Origin of the sequence: Clostridium transplantifaecale, assembly GCF_900626075.1 — a bacterium.
Classification (GTDB): Bacteria; Bacillota; Clostridia; order Lachnospirales; family Lachnospiraceae; genus Otoolea; species Otoolea transplantifaecalis.
This window is the reverse complement of record NZ_UYZY01000007.1, coordinates 178,186-194,558: the sequence shown is the minus strand read 5'-3', so window position 1 is coordinate 194,558 and position 16,373 is coordinate 178,186. Positions and strand designations below refer to the sequence as shown.

The window sequence follows — 16,373 nt, the reverse complement described above, 5'->3', positions numbered from 1 at the left end:
TCCTTCTCTTACAGCTTTACTGCATTTTCCTCCTGCTTCTGAACGCATTTTCCAAATATGCACAGATTATAAGTCCGTCCATCTTTCGTCACCGCGTTTTTAAGCGTTCCCTCATGAATAAACCCATTCTTTTTAAGAACCTTTTTGGACGCCTCATTCGGTTCATATACCTGTCCCGTTATTCTGATTATATCCAGTTCTTTAAAGGCAATCGGGCAAATCTGCCTGACCGCTTCCGTGGCAATTCCCCTGGACCAGCAGTCACTTAAAAGCAGATATCCTATCTCGCCGTCGCGGCGGTAGACATCGCTCTTCTGCTCTATGCTTATATTTCCAACATATTCGCCGTCTGCAATAATGGCGCGGAATATTCCGGTCCTGCCGTCCTGCTCCCCGACCATTCCAATCCACCAGTCAGCGTCTTTCTCCGTGTATGGGTAAGGAAGCCGGTCCGCCAGATAACTCCGGTCCGTTCCATTGCATATTTTCATCAATCTTTTTTTATCTTCCTGCCGCCATTTTCTTAATTGAACATCCATAGAACCCTCCTGTCACAACTTCCGGTCACTGGCCTTGCCCCGCCGCATTCAATATTTTTCACATTATCCCTTAAGCGAATTCTAGCACATATTCGCCCCTCCGTCCACTGCGGTTTAACTAATACTACCTGCAAAAAGTATCCGGCAGAGCATAACCGAATCGCGAATGAATATGATTCATTGACATATTGATTCGTTTATGCTATTCTTAACCTGAGCTCAAAGGAGGTGGATATATGCCTCGTATCACAAAGGAACCAGAGGAACGAAGGCAGGAAATATTAGAAACCGCAATCCGGTTATTCTACGAAAAAGGATACGAAAAAACTTCAATTTCCGATATCGCAAAGGAGATGAATGTGGCGCAGGGACTCTGCTACCGCTACTTTCCTTCAAAGGAGACGCTGTTTGACACGGCTATTGACCAATATGCACAGACGCTGGCAGACCGGATGGCCTCCGTTTTAAACAGCGGTGATATAACGCTTAAGGAATTGATTACCCGGATGCCGACCTTCCTGGATACGGAGAAAAATGACAATTATACTTATAAACTCTGCCACGGACCAGAGGGAAGGAAGATACACAACCAGCTTTCCATGGCTGTCTGTGCCAAACTGCTTCCTATTGTCCAGGCTCAATTCGACCTGGCGAATGAGTGCGGTGAGGTTCATCTTGAAGACACCCTGACTGCCGCTTCTTTCTTCGTATATGGCCAGCTCGGCATGCTGATGCAGACGGAGATTCCGGGAGAAGAACGCGTCAAACGTATCAAAAAATTTTTTAATGACATTTTATTTGCACCCAAAGACTAATCTTTATCCGGCAGCATCCCCGCATCATAGCGGGGATATAAAAAGCAATATAAATGAATGATATTCATTCAATATCAAGAAAGGAATCACTATATGAAGACACAAATCGATTTTATTAACGGCAGCACACGGCGCTGCTTACTGGCAATGGCTCTTCCCATGCTGGCTGCAATGTTTCTGAACATGGCGTACAATCTGGTTGACAGCCTGTGGATTGGAAATCTTCTCGGAGAAACGGCATATGCGGCGCTGACCAACTCAACTCCTATTATCCTGATTTTAAATTCATTTGCAATGGGCATTACAAACGGAACCTCAATTCTGCTCTCCCATGCAATCGGCGCCAAAGAACAGGAACAGACGGAAAATATGATTGCCACATCGCTCATAATCTCCGTGTTTCTTGCACTGTTTATAACAGCCGGACTCGAACTGTCCCTGAAACCGCTCTTACTCTTCTTAAAAACTCCGGCAGAAACATTTCAGATGGCTTATGATTATCTGGCGATCTATCTCCTGGGCTATCTGGCGGTTTATCTGTACTGCTATTTCACCGCCGTACTCAGGAGCTTCGGCAATTCAGTTTTTCAGGCAGCGGCCATGCTTCTATGCACCGTGCTGAATGCCATACTCGATCCGCTCTTCATCCATTTTCTGGGGTTTTCCGGCGCAGCTATTGCGACGATACTGTCGCAGAGCGTCTGTCTGCTGGCAATGCTCTTTTACCTGTTCCGTAAAAAGCTGTTTGCCTTCCGCCTGTCCGCGTTTCGGAGAGAGTATATCGCCCCTTACTTTTCAAATGGAATTCCGGCTGCCTTTCAACAAAGTATCCCGGCCTTCAGCACCAGCTTTTTAACCGCGCTTGTCAGCGGATACGGCATCACTGCGCTGGCGGCTTACGGTATTACCGGCAAACTGGAGACAGTTCTCTTCTATCCCGCTATGGCGCTCAACATGGTTTTAACAACGATTGTCGGCCAATGTACCGGCGGCAGGCGCATCGACCGCGCAAAGGATTATCTGAAAACTGCACTTCTCTTCGGCAGCGTACTGTTGCTTGCCCTTTCACTGATTATTGTCTGTTTCTCGCGCAGTCTGTCGGCCCTGTTTGTTAACAGCCCCGACGCTTCGGAGATCGTCGGAGGCTATTTTATGATTGTCGGGATTGGCTATGTTTTAAATACCGTTACAAACTGCTTTTTAGGAGCCGTCAATGGAATGGGGAAACCCTTAAAAAGCATGATATGTATGGTCTTATATTACATTGCTGTCCGTATGCCGCTGTCATGGTTATTCTCCCATTCGGGGTTCGGGCTTCCCGGAATATGGACCGCGGTCTTAATCAGCCATATCCTCGCCGCCGTCATCGCCGGACTCGCTTTTAAATCCCAGTTGGCCTCGAGTGCCGGACCTTCCGGGCAATAACCCGGTACCGGCCGCCTTTTTCCACTATTATACATACCAAAAGAGGCCGTGCATATTTCCGGTGCACAGCCTCTGCTTTAATTTAAGAAAATAATGGGGGACTTATGTAATATCTGCTATATGAAATATCTGTTATGAGAGGAAATTCATCACTACAAATCCCCAGACAGGCACGAATGCCATCATGATGGCCGCCGTAATCCATCCCGCCACCAGCAGGGTTTTCATGTTTTCACTTCTGGCAAAGCCGAGATGTGCCGCGTAGTTGGCCGACGGATAAACGATGGAAGTAATTCGCACGGCTGCAATCAGTACGATGGACCATGCAGTCATCGGAATCCCCATGTTGGAAGCGATATCCCAGAATGCGCTCTGGATAATCTGCATCTGTGTCACCACAGCGCCTTCCACGCCGAATCCTCCTACAAAGGACGCAATCACCATCAGCAGATATTTGCCGTTGGAACCTATGATGTGAAGAATCAGATCAGACAGCGCCTCCCAGCCGCCTCCCAGGCTGATCGTGTCAATCATGACGCCCGTCAGGAGGAAGGAAAGGAACATACCGCCCATCTTTCCCATTCCCCGGCCGAACAGGGCGATTGTTTTATCATACGGCTGTTTGATAAAACATCCCACAACGGCGCTGAGGAATAGGATTACGAACATCACGTATTTCATGGTACTGCCGACAATCAGTCCATAGATAAGGCATACAATGAAGGCGGTGAGGAACCCGATACAGGCATTACGCTGGCGGGCGGTTGCGTGGAATTCGGACGGAATCTCCACTGCCTCATATTTCTCTCCCTGCGTCTTTGTCTTCTTCTGGATCCTGACAGCGATCATAAAGCTGACAATACTCCATACAAGCGAATAAGGAATCGCCGAATAAATCATATAGTCCTGATAGCTCAGTCCGCTGACGCCCAGCGCCGCCGCCACTGCGGAACAGAACGGTCCAATTGTAACGCCCACAAGGCCGGCATTAAACATCAGGAAGCAGACGGTTGTCGGCGTCAGCCCCGCAGCTGCCACGATAGGAAGAATGATTGGAGCCACCACGGCATTTCCGCCGTTCAGCGTTCCAATCAGGACCACCATGATAAGAGAAACCAGGTAGCAGGCAAACATTCCTTTCCGCTCGCTGTTGACACCGATTTTCTTTACTACAAAATTTACAATTACCTCGTTGATTCCGGCGGCGTCCATGACAAGGCCGAGGCCGCTGCCGAACATAATAATGAGACCGACCTGGCCAAGGGTTCCTCCCAGGTTGTCTACCAGTATGCCTGCAAATTCCGCAGGCCCCTGTCCCATCAGGATGCAGCCGAGTATGGCTGCGATTCCGACACTGAGCGTATAGTTTTTGCCCCGCAGTGTCAGAACCAGGAAAAGTATCATAGGCACAAGTGCCCATAGCGATGGTGCTGTGATAAGGGAAGTCATAATATTTTCTCCTTCGTGATGTTAGTCTTTTCTCTTTCTCTCGTTTTCAGTTTATACCTACCAATGCGGTATGCGAATCTCCGGATACTCGGTAATACCGTCTCATTGACTGACTATAGTATATCTCTTAACCCTAATAGTGTAAAATATCTAATTTATATACAGATATAGGCAATGCCTATCTTAAAGCGAAATTTTCCTTGCATTTCCCTTTCACAATACGTTATAGTTAGATTATTACGTTACAGATACATTATAGATCAGGTTTAAGACGGGAAAGGTGGATAAATTTTCCATCTTTACCTGTTTCAGGAGGAAACAACGATGCGTTTGGAACAGTTACGGTACATTATAGAGATCGCGGACACGGGATCGTTTACGCTGGCCAGCGAGCGTCTTTTTATCGCCCAGCCCAGCATCAGCCAGGCGGTCACCGCCCTGGAAAAAGAGCTGAATCTCACCCTTTTCAACCGTTACCGGACAGGAGCGGTGCCGACCCAGATCGGCCTTCAGGTCATTGCCCATGCCAGAGAGGTTTTAAAAGAAGTCGGCGAGATAGAAAAACTTTCGGCCAGCGATTACAGCCAGCTCACTACCACGGTCACTATCGGGGTGATTCCCAGCTTAAGTTCGGTTCTGCTGCCCCGGGTCATTTCAGACTACCGCCGCATTTTTCCCAATGTCTCCATCCGCATCTGCGAACAGGGCACTGAAAAAACGGTGAAGGACTGCCTGAAAGGCGAGGTAAACCTGGGTCTGATCGCTCTCCATGGAAAGAAACATCTCGAAAGGGAAAACCAGCTGCTTTTCCAGTCCCTGTTCGACGGAAAACTGATGGCCTACGTAGGCGCCCAGTCCATGCTGGCCAGCCGCAAGAAAATCACATTCAAGGAGCTGCTGCCGTTCCAGCTGTTCCTGTACGGGAATGATTTTGCACTGCACCGCTACTGTCTGGAACAGATCAGCCAATATGGCACCCCCAACATCCTTTCAACCACCCACAATCCGGAATCCATCAAGCATTTTGTCATGCAGACGGAAGCGGTGGGATTTGGCCCCGACATCTCACTGCTGGGCGATATCTATGTCAAAACAGGAGCCATTTTCCCTCTGGAAATAACGGATGCATCGGAAATCCACTTCGGCGTCCTGACAAACAGAAAAAGGAAACCGGATATTGCCGTAGACGCCCTGATTAAGGAAATACTGGCACAGTCTGCACGATGACATTTGCATGCATGAGGCACATCAAATTGATTTAATATAGGCATTTCCTATGGTTTTATCACTATTCCATATTTTACAACCGCTGTATACTCCTTTAAAATGGTCTTAGAAAATACAAGACTGAATTTAAAGGAGGTTTTTATCATGGCAAACCGCAATCACTGGACTATCCTCGGGGAACTGGATCCTGAACTGAACAACCGCATTACGGAATGGCGCACCTATCTTGTAAACGACAACGATTCCCTGGAACGCAAATACCGTGAACTCATCAACGTGGCTATGGCATGTATCCTGAAACAGGAGCCGGTCATTCTGGCCCACTCTAAGCTGGCCCACCAGTTCGGCGCGACAAAGCGCGAAATCCTGGCTACGGTGGAGCAGGTCCTTACAATGGGCGGCTTTCCGTCATTCCGCATGGCTATGCTGACGCTGGATGATTTTTTCCAGGAGGAAGAGACGGAATAACTGCTGCACACAGTGTAAACAGCAGCGATAAATCATTTGACGAAAGGAGCTTTACCAATGCTGCAGATCATTTTTAAGCCGGAGCTTCACCGTTTTGAAAATGTCCGTTCATTTGCGGAAACATTTTCCCTTGGCGAGGGCGATCTGGTTATCACCAACGAATTTATCTACCAGCCCTTTTTTGGAGCGCTGGCGCTCCCCTGTAACGTCATCTATCAGGAAAAATACGGACTGGGTGAGCCGAGTGACGGGATGGTGGAGGCAATAATCTCCGATATCCAGAAAATGACGCCTCCCCGCCGAATTATCGGAATCGGCGGAGGCACCGTCCTCGACATCTCCAAAATACTGGCCCTCAAACATACCTCTCCCATCGAAAAACTCTACGCCGGAGAACTGCCCGTCATCAAGGATAAGGAACTGTTCCTCGTTCCCACCACCTGTGGAACCGGATCCGAAATGACGAATATCTCCATTCTTGCATTTCCGGGAAAAAACACGAAAATCGGACTTGCCGGTGACGCGCTGTATGCCGACAAGGCGGTAATGGTCCCGGAGCTGCTTGAAAAGCTTCCCTATCAGGTATTTGCCACCAGTTCCGTTGACGCGCTGATCCATGCGGTGGAATCCAGCCTGTCCCCGAAGGCTACAGACTACACCAGACTGTTCGGATACCGGGCGGTTCAAATGATTCTGAACGGATATCTGAAGATCGCAGCGGAGGGGCCCGATGCGAGACTTCCGCTGCTGGGTGATTTTCTCACCGCCTCGGGCTTTGCCGGTTTGGCCTTTGGGACCGCCGGCTGCGGCGCTGTGCATGCCATGAGCTATCCCTTAAGCGGCACCTTCCACGTCCCTCACGGCGAGGCCAATTACGCTGTTTTTGCCGGGGTTATCCGCGAATACTTAAGCATCCGCCGCGACGGGGCCATCCTTCTTCTTCAGGAGGAAATCGGACGTATTCTCCACTGTCCGGCTCCGGAAGCCTTTGACAGAATGTTCGAACTGCTTTCCGGAATCTTAAGCTGTAAAACCCTGAAAGAATATGGGGCGGATCCGGATATGCTTGCACGCTGGGCGGATGAGGTTGTCACCGGACAGACAAGGCTGATGAACAATAACTTTGTGCCGCTTGACTATGGTCACGTCCTTCAAATATACCGGGGCCTGTATTCATAAAACGCAACTGAACGATTCGATACTTTCTGTGCATGGGGTATCGTCAGCATTACGTTACTGTAAAAGGAGTATCAATGGAAGAAAAAATAGAAAAAGACAAGCTCTGCACTCTGCGGATGGCCGAATATGCCGTCTGCGATCACACCGCGCAGCTGACTGAAAAGGACATCCGCATGACAAGGCTCTCCTTCTTAGACTGGCTGTCCGCCGCCGTCTCCGGCTGCAAAGAAAAATCCGCCGGCCTTCTGATGGATATGGCCTGTGAGGAACATGCCTCAGGAGACTGTGTCCTGATTGGGCAGAATAAATGCACTTCCCCGCTTTACGCCGCCCTGATCAACGGCACCCTGTCCCATGCCATCGACTTTGACGATATCCATGATTTCCTTTCCCTCCACCTGTCGTCCCCCGTATTTCCGGCGGCTCTGGCAGCCGCACAGATTTCCGGGGCCTCCGGAATGGAACTGATAAACGGTTCCATAAACGGAATGCAGATCATGGTAGCCGTCTCCGCCGCCATCATGCCGGAGCATTATAATATCGGTCGTTTTCATGCCACGGGCACGATCGGAATCTTCGGCGCCGCCGCTGCCGCAGGTGCAATCCTTAAACTGACGCCGGAGCAGATGTGCAATGCCTTTGGAATCTCAGCCGGCCTCATGAGCGGCATCCAGCTCAATTTCGGCACCATGGCAAAGCCGATGGCGGCCGGAATGGCGGCTAAGAACGGCCTTATGGCGGCTCTTCTTGCAAAAAAGGGATTTACCGGCAGGGCCGATCTCTTCGACACCGATTTTTTAAGCTGTCTGTCCTCCAGTGCATCCGCGGAAAAAATGATAGAACGGCTGTCCGGGCCTTTTGGAATCCATGAGCTGCGCTTTAAACGGTATCCCTGCGGAGCCCCGACCCACAGCGGCATTATTAACTGTAAAAAAATAATCGCGGATCATAAGATTAAAACGGAAGAAATCGAGAAAATAATCTTTGAACCGTACCCCCGCGCCATCCGCCTGGTGGGCATCACCCATCCGAAGACGGGTCTGGAAGGCAAGTTCAGTATTCCATTCACGGCAGCCGCCCAGATTGTGTTCGGCCGGGTCACTATGGAAACCTTCACCGACGAGGCAGTCAGAAATCCCGCTGTTTTACAGCTGCTCGACCGGATGGAGATGATCCCCAATGATGAATTCACACCGTCCCGGGGAGGCAGGGCCACAATCCTTTTAAAGGACGGGCGGAAATTCTCGAACTCCACTTATCTGCTGGGCCATGAGCTGAATCTGGACGAATCGGAAAAAGAGGTCGTTGAAAAATATGGAGAAATCCTGAATCCGAGACTTGGTTCCGAAAGGACAGAGGCCATTTACCGCGAAATCATGAACCTTGACAAGGCAGGCCGCCTGGACGTGCTTTGCAGCCTGCTTTAAGGAGGAATCTTTTATATGACTTTGGAAGAAAAAAAATACTGGATTGATTCTTATATTCAATTTCCCACCGGCAATATTTCCGATGCGATGGACAGCCTCGGGCTCGCCAGAGGCGCCATTTTTGGCCTCACCCCTCTGAATGCAAATCAGCCCCCGGCGGCAGGTTTTGCCTTTACTATCCGGCAGATACGCAGACGCACTCCCTGGGACGGTAAAAATCTTGCCCGCCAGGGAGCAGTCATCGACAGTCAGACACAGGCAGGCGATTTTCTTGTCATCGATATGGGAGATATCACGGACGTCTGCACAGGAGGGGCTATTCTGGCTCTGCGGGCGCAGATGCGCGGAGTGACCGGCGAGATTACAAACGGCTGTCTGAGAGATGCCGAAGAAATCGCCGGACTGAACTTCCCCGTTCTCTGCGGCGGAACCTCCCCCGTCAAAAGCGCTTACGATATCGAGACAGAAGGCGTCAATGTCCCTGTCTCCATAAAGAATGTGCAGATCATGCCGGGCGACCTGATCCTGATTGATCGGACCGGCGCTATTGCCGTTCCGGCAGAACAATTAAAACCCGTTCTTGAGGCCGCCGGGAAAATCGCTGCAAAGGAAGCAAAAATGACGGAGATGATACGCCGGGGGAAGTCTCTGGCCGAAGCCAGGCAGATCATGGCTTAAAAATACTGTAATAACGTCCACAAAAGGGTGTATTGTCATGCCCGACACTACACCCTTTTTCTATATATCTATTTTGTTCCCTCTCCAGCCCAAAACAGGCCGCCGGTTCCCTGTTTTGCATGGTTTTTCCCACTCTTTACCAGGATTTCTCCAGCTTCAGGTTCCAGTCGATTGCAAATGGGTTAAATGCGCTTGTCTTCAGCCCTTCATATATGGCCCGTCTGTCTTCTTTCGCCCCGGCCCAGGCCGCGTATCCCTCCAGATAACTGTTGACAAACTGATCCCAGGACGAGAATCTTGTCTGGATTACCTTTGCAAGCTCCAGAGACTTGTCAAGCGCTTCTGTCTCGGTATAATATTCTGCCCGGTAATAAAAGCCTATGTTAGACATCGCACGGCTGTAGTCCCAGGCCGATCCGGCTGCATTGCCGCTTTCTATCAGAGCGGAAAGCGTCGCATCTGCCGTCGCACGGTCAGTGACGCCCCAGGAAGTTACCAGGCCTTCCCTCATCCTATCCCGGTCGTAATCGTCTACCTCCCGATATGATTCCTTGATTTCTCCAAGTTTGACGCGGCCACTGTACATCCTGATATTTTCCCCGTTACTCTTTGTCATAATTGCATAAGTAGCATTGATCCACTGCACGGTCTGGTTATTATTATAGGGATTCATCCTGTTATTCGCGGTCTGCTGTTCCTCGGTAAGGGCGTAGTCACTCTTAACCGGAGCCGCCTCCGTCAACGTCAGGGCGCCGTCGCTTCCCAGATTGTACCTGGCCCCGTCTATGGTTATATGATCCAGTTTTCCTGCGGTTAAAAGCGCACCGTCGGATGTGAATTTGTATTCTTTCCCGCCGATCTGCTTTACCGCGCTGTAGACCATATACCCATTTTCATCAAAATAAAACGTCATGCCGTTATCCTGATGCCAGGCGTTACGGAGTTTCTGCCCGTTTTCCACATAGGTCCATTTCTTATCTTCTTTCTTCCACGCCGGATTCAGTTTCCGCATCGTATCATAATCATAATTGCCGTCTTCTCCATGGGCGATTCCCTGCTCATCAAAAACGTATTTTTTTCCATTATAACTGCGGTTTTTCTCGTTTCCTCCGTTTAAGCTGGTCAGGATTTCTCCCGTTTTAGAGTCGCCAAAATATACTTTGCCATCCACGATAATGCGGCTCTTGATGAGCTGGCCGAACTTGTTAAAATAACGGTATTTGCCATCCACGGTCTGGAAACCGGTAACTGCGATTCCATTTCCGTCAAAATAATACCAGGTTCGCGTCTTTTCGTAGTATAGCCAGTGATTCACGTATACCTGTCCGTCACTGCCTGTAAACATACGGCCCTGTTCCGTATCTGTAAACGTGCCTCCGGTCAATTGGCTGTTTGCCTCATCCCCCGGCTGCGTACAGTAATACGCGGCGAGAGCCGCCTGGCTCAATGACATAGATAAGATCCCCGTACACAATAACAGTTTCCATTTTCTGTACTTCATTACAACTCCCCCTCAACCTTTCATTCATGAATTTGGCCCTGCCCTGCCGGCAGAACGGTATTCTCATTTTTCTATACTCTGATTCTACCACTTTCCTGAATAATCGTGTTAAACGGAACAGTAAATTACTGTTCAAAACAGTAATTTGTCAGCATCGGTTTTAGTCTTTCGCTAAAAGCGGACTAATTGTTGTCCAGGCAGTAAAACGTAAACTCCCCTTCCGCCAGAACCACATCGCGCCCAGGTTCCATGACGCTGGAACGGCAGACGCAGATCTTCCTTCCCCGGTTCATTACAACTGCTTTCGCAATCAATTTCTCCGCCTGGTTTGTCCCCTTAAGGAACTGGAACGAACTGTTCACCGTGACATGGCGGCGGCCGTCGTTTCTCGTCAGCAGACCGGCGGCTGTCTCGGCCATGATAAACATAAGTCCGCCGTGAACGCTCTCCATCGCATTCAGGGAAACCGGCGTAATCGCCGCAGTGACCCGGGCCTCCCCGTCGGTCAGCATGGCAGCGGTGATATTGTTGTGAATCATAAAATGATTAGTCTCATTGGTCTTTCTGATCTGTTCTGCGTAATCCATTTTTACCACTCCTTTTCCGGTACATCATTTCAGGACTCAGCCCCGCAGGAAAACATCTGCGGAGGCCGGGTCCCGTGCTGCTTGTTTATATTGTCTATCATACCTGATTTAAAGGAGTTCTTCCAGCTTTTTATACTGCACCTTTCCCGCCTCGTTCTTTGGTATCTCCTCCACCATAACCACGCGGAATACTCTGCCTGGCAGTTTTGTTTTCCCCTCCAGAAAAAGAACAATTTCTTCTTTCCCCGGCTCTTCTTCCCCGGCCGGGGCCGTAAAAATGTTCATGCCCTCATCGTTCCCGGTACAGGCAAATCCGCAGTCTGCGAAGTTCTGTTTTAAAAGACGTTCCGTACCGTCCAGGCTGATCCGGTTGCCGTACAGTTTTAAAAACCTCTTCTTCCTTCCCTCAATATAGTAAAAGCCCTCTTCATCGCGCTTTGCCATATCGCCGGTAAATAGAATTCCGCCGCAGTCATCACCTTTCGAGAGGTCTTTTCTGTCCTTTGCATATCCCATCATCACATTTTTCCCCTCGTAAACCAGCTCTCCCGTCACTCCGGCCTCTTCTATCTCCCTTTTGTCAGCCCCAAGCAGCCTGAATTTACCGCCCGGAATAGCGATTCCCATGCTGCCGCAACGGTCCAGCGCATCCTGCCAGGGAAGGTATCCCATTCTTGCCGTGGCCTCCGTCTGGCCGTACATTACGATAAACTTTTTTCCGTTTTCTGCCGCATACTCTGCAAATTCGCGGTGAAGTTCATATGGCAGTTTCCCTCCCGCCTGCGTCATTGTCTTCAGATAGGGATGGGGACTGTCTGTAAAATGGAGTTTTTTCAGTATTTCATAAGTATAAGGAACCCCGGAAAATGAGGTTGCCATTTCCCGATCGGCAAACTCCCAGAATTCCCTGTCAAACAGCGTTTTATCCGTCAAAAGCACCGTCCCGCCTGCCAATGCATGGCTGTTTATTACGGACAGCCCATAGGTGTAATTCATCGGGAGCGTGGTAATAGGCCGCTCCGACCGGCTCAGCTCCAGATAACTGGCGATAGACGCCGCATTGGAACTCAGATTCTTATAGCTCAGCCTGACAAGTTTCGGACTGCCCGTGCTGCCCGACGTAGTCAGAAGAAGGGCCAGTTCCTCATGCAGAGGCTCCCCGGACTGCCGTTCCCTGTTCACCGGCAGACTCAGGCAGACATACCCTCTCTCCCTCCACACCGGCTGCGCCTCTTTAAAAAAGTCTCCATTTTTTTCCAGGACCTCTTCCGGCGCCGCAAAATACTCCGGCCTGTAGTCCTTAAGCAGACCCTCGAGCAGCTCCCTCTGGGATTCGTCATCCATGATGCGGCCGTTTAAAAGCAGAGGGACAATGCGGTTTCTCAGAGCGGCAAAATAAGAAAATACGGAGCCGATGCTGTTTCCGCATAAAATAAAGAGCAGGCTCCTGCTTTTCATCCTGCCTGCCGTCCTGCGGCAAAAATCATCTAAATCACCGTATGATGCCCGGCCTCCCTTATCGTCCGCCAGCATCGGCCTGTCTTTTAATTCCTGTCTTTCTTCATAAAATGTTCCTAACATACTATACCATCCTGTCCTTCCCTGGCCGGCTATGTAATTTCCCTGGACAGCCTCTCTATCAGGTTCATTCCGTCCCAGGTCAAATCCATGGCAAGCGCCTGTCCTGCCGGAACCACGCGGTCGATTCCCCGAAGCCGCTGATCCCGGATAAAACTTTGCAGTCTCTCCTTCTGATATCCGTAAAAAGTCATGGTCTGGATCTTTTCCGTTATTACTGGAATCAGTTCCTCCAGCGTTTCAATCCTATATTCATAAAAGAGGCCAAATTTTCCCTTCAGCCCTGATGCTCCTTCCGTGATGCTTTTCACCGGCACCACCCAGATGAGATTTCCATACCGGGACATCTCCCCCAGATTGTTGTGCGCCATAGCCGCCGTGCATAAGGCGCCAAACTTTCCGGCCACTTTATGTGCCGTGAGCTCATAATCTGCCGCCGCCTTTTCCACCGCTGTCCACCAGCGTTTCCTCACCTGCCCCGCCCTGCTGTTTATCTGCGTCCCGGCATAGCCTGATACGTTTTCATCTGATACGTTTTCATCTGTCCCGTCTTCCCAGAAGACCAGGGATGGACTGGAACAGGCATTCTGATCCATGTTGTAGGTATCCATGCAGAATCTGTGAGCCAGGTTTTCAAGCTCTTCCTCTCCCAGTTTTGAAATCTCATCTGTGTTTAGAAGCAGAATGGAGGTACGGTCGGGAAACGCGATTTCACCGGCCCCGGCCTTCAGAGGAATTTTACGTATCTCTTCCATGGTTCTGTCCCCGCCCCAGATGATTCTCGTATCACACCGGGAAGAAAAATATTCCGTGCGCTCTTTGTCCCGGCTGTCGTAAGATACAAAGCGGACCATATTCCCGACCGTTTCCTTCTCCCCGGACGATGCAAACGTATCCTCTATCAGCGCCTTAAGCTTAAACCCGGTTCCGGAGAGCCTTGAAGAGATACGGATGATATTGGAATTGCCGGCCAGCAGCCCGATTGCCATGGACCAGGCAAACATCGTCTGTATGTTGGACGGTGTAATATGAAAGACAAGGCCTCTGCCTAGGCGGACTCCATTTCCTGAATATTTTTCTTTTAAACGTTCCAGATTGGCTCTGCGGCACCAGAAGCCAAAGGCACGGATTTCCTCATCCCTTCCCAGTTCCCGGTCATTCCGGATAAGGCATGACAGCTCGGCCAGGAAATCCAGGACCTGATTGGAAAATGGGATTTCCACCTGTTCTCCGGCTTTCCCACTGATTATCCCTTCCTTCCTCTCATCCTTCATATGTATCACTGCACCCCCTGATTTCCGACTCGGCTATCCGGCCGGCCACCTTAAAATATTTTCCTTTCCTGCCGCAGGGACAATCGTCAATTCCCAAAATAATCCCCTCATCCTCCGTCAGCAAAGAATGGCCCGGATACGACTGGGCTGCCGCGGAAATCACCTGAATAATCCCCTTCTCCCCAATCTCACAGGGTGAGAAATCATAACTTCTTCGGGTAATAACCTCCGAGTAACTGCTGGCATGAAGATGGCCGAACCTGCACTCCATATAAATGCTCCCCGTCTGTTCCGCCATCCCATAGTAATCGTGCACCTGCCGGATTCCGGTCTGCCGCCTAAGCGTTTCCCGGAATTCCTGCTCCGTCACCGCTTCGTTCTTCATCTTCTTCCAGCCGCCTCCATGGATCAGGCAGCCGTTATTAATGTCGAGGCGGAGCCCCTTTTCCCTCAGAGCCAGGCAGAAATAGTTCCATACAAGATAGGTAAACCCGAAGAGAAGAATTCTTTCACCCTTGTTTTGCTCTAAAAACGCTTCAATCACCTCCAGATTCAGGCTCATGTCACTGTTCAGTGCATACTTTCTCCCGGTCCCAAAAACGGAAAATCCCACAATTCCGGCTCCTCTGGCTGAGTACAGATTCCTGTCCTTCAAAACGTCGGGTGAATCAATGATAAGCATCGGCATCCGCCTGTTACCCACAAAGTCTCCTGCAATAGCCGTAAGAGTTTTCTGCTGATCCGCCGCGGTCATGCGGTCCAGCGAAATCACGGAAGGCTGCTGCCCTGTGGTTCCGGAGGATTTGACCGTACTGAAAACCTCACTGCCGGAGATGCTTCTGAGCCCGCTCTCCTTGAACACAGAGACAGGTATCATTGGGAGATCTTCCAGTTTTTCAAGCTCCCCGGCCTTTTCCCTGCTGTATCCCAGTACGTTCAGAATCCCTGCATACTCCCGGCACTTTTCCCTGTGCCGTTCCGTCAGAAGGCTCAAATAGGGCAGAAGCCTCCGCTCCTTTTCGGCCTGTGCCACCCCGAACGGCGTCATGTCGAGCACTGCCTGATAATTCATGCTTTTTTGGCCTCCTCAAAAATAACGCCGTATTCTTCCAGTACCTCCATACCTTTTTCATAGGATGTCAAATCCAGCATATCCGACGTTTCCAGTCTGATTTCAAACGCCTCTTCCAGCTCGGCCACCAGATCCATATGCCCGATGGAGTCCCAGAGATCAAAACCTCTGTATTTAAGCCCCTTTAACTCCTCCTCTTTTTTCCTGAAAACATTCATAAAAATGTTGTTGTATCTCTCAAGATTGGTCATTGTAATCTCCTTTTCCATTTCTTATTTTTAGTTGGCAGCCGCTGCGTGCTTTTATATTTTCTGCTCCCTTTTCTGCTCTATCATGCACAAAACAGTCAGAACCGATGTTTATGCCGGAAAGATTCATCTTCTCTTCAAATGCCGTCTTCCGTTTTTTCCTTCTCTTCATCTTCCACGCAGAATAATGTTTTCATCATCATCTGCCTTGCCGTTCCGGTGGCCACCGTTTCCCCCCTCTGGTTTTTGCATTCGCCGTAAAATTCACCAACGTAAAATTTTTTCGTTTCCCGGAAGGAAATGAACGTCACCGTGGCCTCAACGGTATCTCCAAAATAGACCGGATTTATAAATTCCAGATTCTCACTCATCAGGATCGTGCCATGCCCCGGAAGTATCGTACCCATCACCGTGGAAATCAGGCTGGCCGTCAGGACGCCATGGACCACAGGGCGGGCAAACCACTGTTTCTCAGCAAATTCCCGGTCCGTGTGGAGGCGGTTTCTGTCCCCGGTCAGGAGGGCAAATTTATCTGCGTCTTCTTTATAAAAGGTCTTTGTAAAGGATGCTCTTTCGCCTAAGTGAAGATATCGGATGCCGTTTTCCTCATATTGTTTATCCTCCTGCCGTTCCTTCTCTTTTTGCTCCTCTTTTAACAGATAATCTTCTATACCCACAAATTCCTTCATGCTTGTCAGCAGGAAGCGCTGTTTTACCGCAATCAGCCCATCGTCTGAAACGCAGGCAGCCGGACAGCCGCAGACGAGAAGCCAGATATCGCATTCCTTCTGCTCCTTTAACGTCACGTATGTATGGGATGGAAAACGGGTTTTGAGCTTTTTTACAAGCGCCTCCCTCTGGTACCGCGGATTACAGCCGCCGCAATACTTGATTCCGATTACCATA

At 49.9% G+C, this 16,373-nt stretch carries 16 protein-coding genes; 7 read left to right on the top strand and 9 right to left on the bottom strand.

Annotated features, from left to right (window positions below):
• Positions 1-8 precede the first annotated feature (8 nt).
• Positions 9-539 (bottom strand): GNAT family N-acetyltransferase, encoded by a 531-nt coding sequence (locus tag EJL91_RS22005; RefSeq protein ID WP_125144107.1) that lies wholly within the window; start codon positions 537-539, stop codon positions 9-11.
• A 236-nt stretch (positions 540-775) separates the two neighbouring features.
• Here EJL91_RS22005 and EJL91_RS22000 point away from each other — a divergent pair, with 236 nt between their 5' ends.
• Together EJL91_RS22000 and EJL91_RS21995 are read left to right on the top strand one after the other, a co-directional pair.
• Positions 776-1,354 carry a TetR/AcrR family transcriptional regulator gene (locus tag EJL91_RS22000; RefSeq protein WP_125144106.1) on the top strand — a complete coding sequence of 193 codons (579 nt, stop codon included), beginning with the start codon at positions 776-778 and terminating at the stop codon, positions 1,352-1,354.
• 93 nt (positions 1,355-1,447) lie between these two features.
• Positions 1,448-2,779, top strand: coding sequence for an MATE family efflux transporter (locus EJL91_RS21995; RefSeq protein ID WP_125144105.1), 1,332 nt, complete (start codon positions 1,448-1,450; stop codon positions 2,777-2,779).
• Between the two features lie 132 nt (positions 2,780-2,911).
• Here the strand turns inward: EJL91_RS21995 and EJL91_RS21990 are convergent, their stop codons facing one another.
• Positions 2,912-4,228, bottom strand: a complete 1,317-nt coding sequence (locus tag EJL91_RS21990; protein WP_125144104.1) for a GntT/GntP/DsdX family permease — start codon at positions 4,226-4,228, stop codon at positions 2,912-2,914.
• Between the two features lie 324 nt (positions 4,229-4,552).
• Here EJL91_RS21990 and EJL91_RS21985 point away from each other — a divergent pair, with 324 nt between their 5' ends.
• The 5 genes from EJL91_RS21985 to EJL91_RS21965 all read left to right on the top strand — a co-directional run bounded on the left by EJL91_RS21985 (position 4,553) and on the right by EJL91_RS21965 (position 9,207).
• Positions 4,553-5,455: a LysR family transcriptional regulator gene (locus EJL91_RS21985; protein WP_125144103.1), complete on the top strand. Its 903-nt coding sequence runs from the start codon at positions 4,553-4,555 to the stop codon at positions 5,453-5,455.
• A gap of 144 nt (positions 5,456-5,599) precedes the next feature.
• Positions 5,600-5,923, top strand: a complete 324-nt coding sequence (locus EJL91_RS21980; protein ID WP_164516916.1) for a carboxymuconolactone decarboxylase family protein — start codon at positions 5,600-5,602, stop codon at positions 5,921-5,923.
• Positions 5,924-5,980: 57 nt separating this feature from the next.
• Complete coding sequence (locus tag EJL91_RS21975) at positions 5,981-7,102, top strand: 4-hydroxybutyrate dehydrogenase (RefSeq protein ID WP_125144101.1); 1,122 nt, start codon at positions 5,981-5,983, stop codon at positions 7,100-7,102.
• A gap of 74 nt (positions 7,103-7,176) precedes the next feature.
• Complete coding sequence (locus EJL91_RS21970; RefSeq protein WP_164516915.1) at positions 7,177-8,529, top strand: MmgE/PrpD family protein; 1,353 nt, start codon at positions 7,177-7,179, stop codon at positions 8,527-8,529.
• Between the two features lie 15 nt (positions 8,530-8,544).
• A complete protein-coding gene (locus tag EJL91_RS21965) occupies positions 8,545-9,207 on the top strand; it encodes an RraA family protein (protein WP_125144099.1) in 663 nt (220 codons plus the stop codon).
• A gap of 136 nt (positions 9,208-9,343) precedes the next feature.
• On the opposite strand, the gene EJL91_RS21960 is transcribed toward EJL91_RS21965, so the two are convergent.
• From EJL91_RS21960 to EJL91_RS21930, 7 genes are all read right to left on the bottom strand, one after another.
• A complete protein-coding gene (locus EJL91_RS21960; RefSeq protein WP_125144098.1) occupies positions 9,344-10,708 on the bottom strand; it encodes a DUF1266 domain-containing protein in 1,365 nt (454 codons plus the stop codon).
• A gap of 182 nt (positions 10,709-10,890) precedes the next feature.
• Positions 10,891-11,295 (bottom strand): PaaI family thioesterase, encoded by a 405-nt coding sequence (locus EJL91_RS21955; RefSeq protein ID WP_125144097.1) that lies wholly within the window; start codon positions 11,293-11,295, stop codon positions 10,891-10,893.
• Between the two features lie 108 nt (positions 11,296-11,403).
• Positions 11,404-12,876, bottom strand: coding sequence for an AMP-binding protein (locus tag EJL91_RS21950; RefSeq protein ID WP_125144096.1), 1,473 nt, complete (start codon positions 12,874-12,876; stop codon positions 11,404-11,406).
• Between the two features lie 29 nt (positions 12,877-12,905).
• Entirely contained in the window at positions 12,906-14,147 is a 1,242-nt protein-coding gene (locus EJL91_RS21945; protein ID WP_125144196.1) for an acyl-CoA reductase, read from the bottom strand.
• The gene (locus EJL91_RS21940) at positions 14,137-15,219 is read right to left on the bottom strand and encodes a LuxE/PaaK family acyltransferase (RefSeq protein ID WP_125144095.1); all 1,083 of its coding nucleotides are present in this window, start codon (positions 15,217-15,219) and stop codon (positions 14,137-14,139) included. Before EJL91_RS21940 ends, EJL91_RS21945 begins: the two co-directional genes overlap by 11 nt.
• Positions 15,216-15,470: an acyl carrier protein gene (locus tag EJL91_RS21935; RefSeq protein WP_125144094.1), complete on the bottom strand. Its 255-nt coding sequence runs from the start codon at positions 15,468-15,470 to the stop codon at positions 15,216-15,218. Before EJL91_RS21935 ends, EJL91_RS21940 begins: the two co-directional genes overlap by 4 nt.
• Before the next feature lie 134 nt (positions 15,471-15,604).
• Positions 15,605-16,372: a MaoC family dehydratase gene (locus tag EJL91_RS21930; RefSeq protein ID WP_125144093.1), complete on the bottom strand. Its 768-nt coding sequence runs from the start codon at positions 16,370-16,372 to the stop codon at positions 15,605-15,607.
• Between the last annotated feature and the right edge of the window lies 1 nt (position 16,373).

What these genes read in the sequence shown, in the direction of transcription:
- EJL91_RS21945 (WP_125144196.1), bottom strand. Translation starts at nt 14,147, where the DNA reads ATGAAGGATGAGAGGAAGGAAGGGATAATCAGTGGGAAAGCCGGAGAA.
- EJL91_RS21960 (WP_125144098.1), bottom strand. Translation starts at nt 10,708, where the DNA reads ATGAAGTACAGAAAATGGAAACTGTTATTGTGTACGGGGATCTTATCT.
- EJL91_RS21940 (WP_125144095.1), bottom strand. Translation starts at nt 15,219, where the DNA reads ATGAATTATCAGGCAGTGCTCGACATGACGCCGTTCGGGGTGGCACAG.
- EJL91_RS21995 (WP_125144105.1), top strand. Translation starts at nt 1,448, where the DNA reads ATGAAGACACAAATCGATTTTATTAACGGCAGCACACGGCGCTGCTTA.
- EJL91_RS21980 (WP_164516916.1), top strand. Translation starts at nt 5,600, where the DNA reads ATGGCAAACCGCAATCACTGGACTATCCTCGGGGAACTGGATCCTGAA.
- EJL91_RS21965 (WP_125144099.1), top strand. Translation starts at nt 8,545, where the DNA reads ATGACTTTGGAAGAAAAAAAATACTGGATTGATTCTTATATTCAATTT.
- EJL91_RS21955 (WP_125144097.1), bottom strand. Translation starts at nt 11,295, where the DNA reads ATGGATTACGCAGAACAGATCAGAAAGACCAATGAGACTAATCATTTT.
- EJL91_RS21930 (WP_125144093.1), bottom strand. Translation starts at nt 16,372, where the DNA reads ATGGTAATCGGAATCAAGTATTGCGGCGGCTGTAATCCGCGGTACCAG.
- EJL91_RS21950 (WP_125144096.1), bottom strand. Translation starts at nt 12,876, where the DNA reads ATGTTAGGAACATTTTATGAAGAAAGACAGGAATTAAAAGACAGGCCG.
- EJL91_RS21990 (WP_125144104.1), bottom strand. Translation starts at nt 4,228, where the DNA reads ATGACTTCCCTTATCACAGCACCATCGCTATGGGCACTTGTGCCTATG.
- EJL91_RS21935 (WP_125144094.1), bottom strand. Translation starts at nt 15,470, where the DNA reads ATGACCAATCTTGAGAGATACAACAACATTTTTATGAATGTTTTCAGG.
- EJL91_RS22005 (WP_125144107.1), bottom strand. Translation starts at nt 539, where the DNA reads ATGGATGTTCAATTAAGAAAATGGCGGCAGGAAGATAAAAAAAGATTG.
- EJL91_RS21985 (WP_125144103.1), top strand. Translation starts at nt 4,553, where the DNA reads ATGCGTTTGGAACAGTTACGGTACATTATAGAGATCGCGGACACGGGA.
- EJL91_RS21970 (WP_164516915.1), top strand. Translation starts at nt 7,177, where the DNA reads ATGGAAGAAAAAATAGAAAAAGACAAGCTCTGCACTCTGCGGATGGCC.
- EJL91_RS21975 (WP_125144101.1), top strand. Translation starts at nt 5,981, where the DNA reads ATGCTGCAGATCATTTTTAAGCCGGAGCTTCACCGTTTTGAAAATGTC.
- EJL91_RS22000 (WP_125144106.1), top strand. Translation starts at nt 776, where the DNA reads ATGCCTCGTATCACAAAGGAACCAGAGGAACGAAGGCAGGAAATATTA.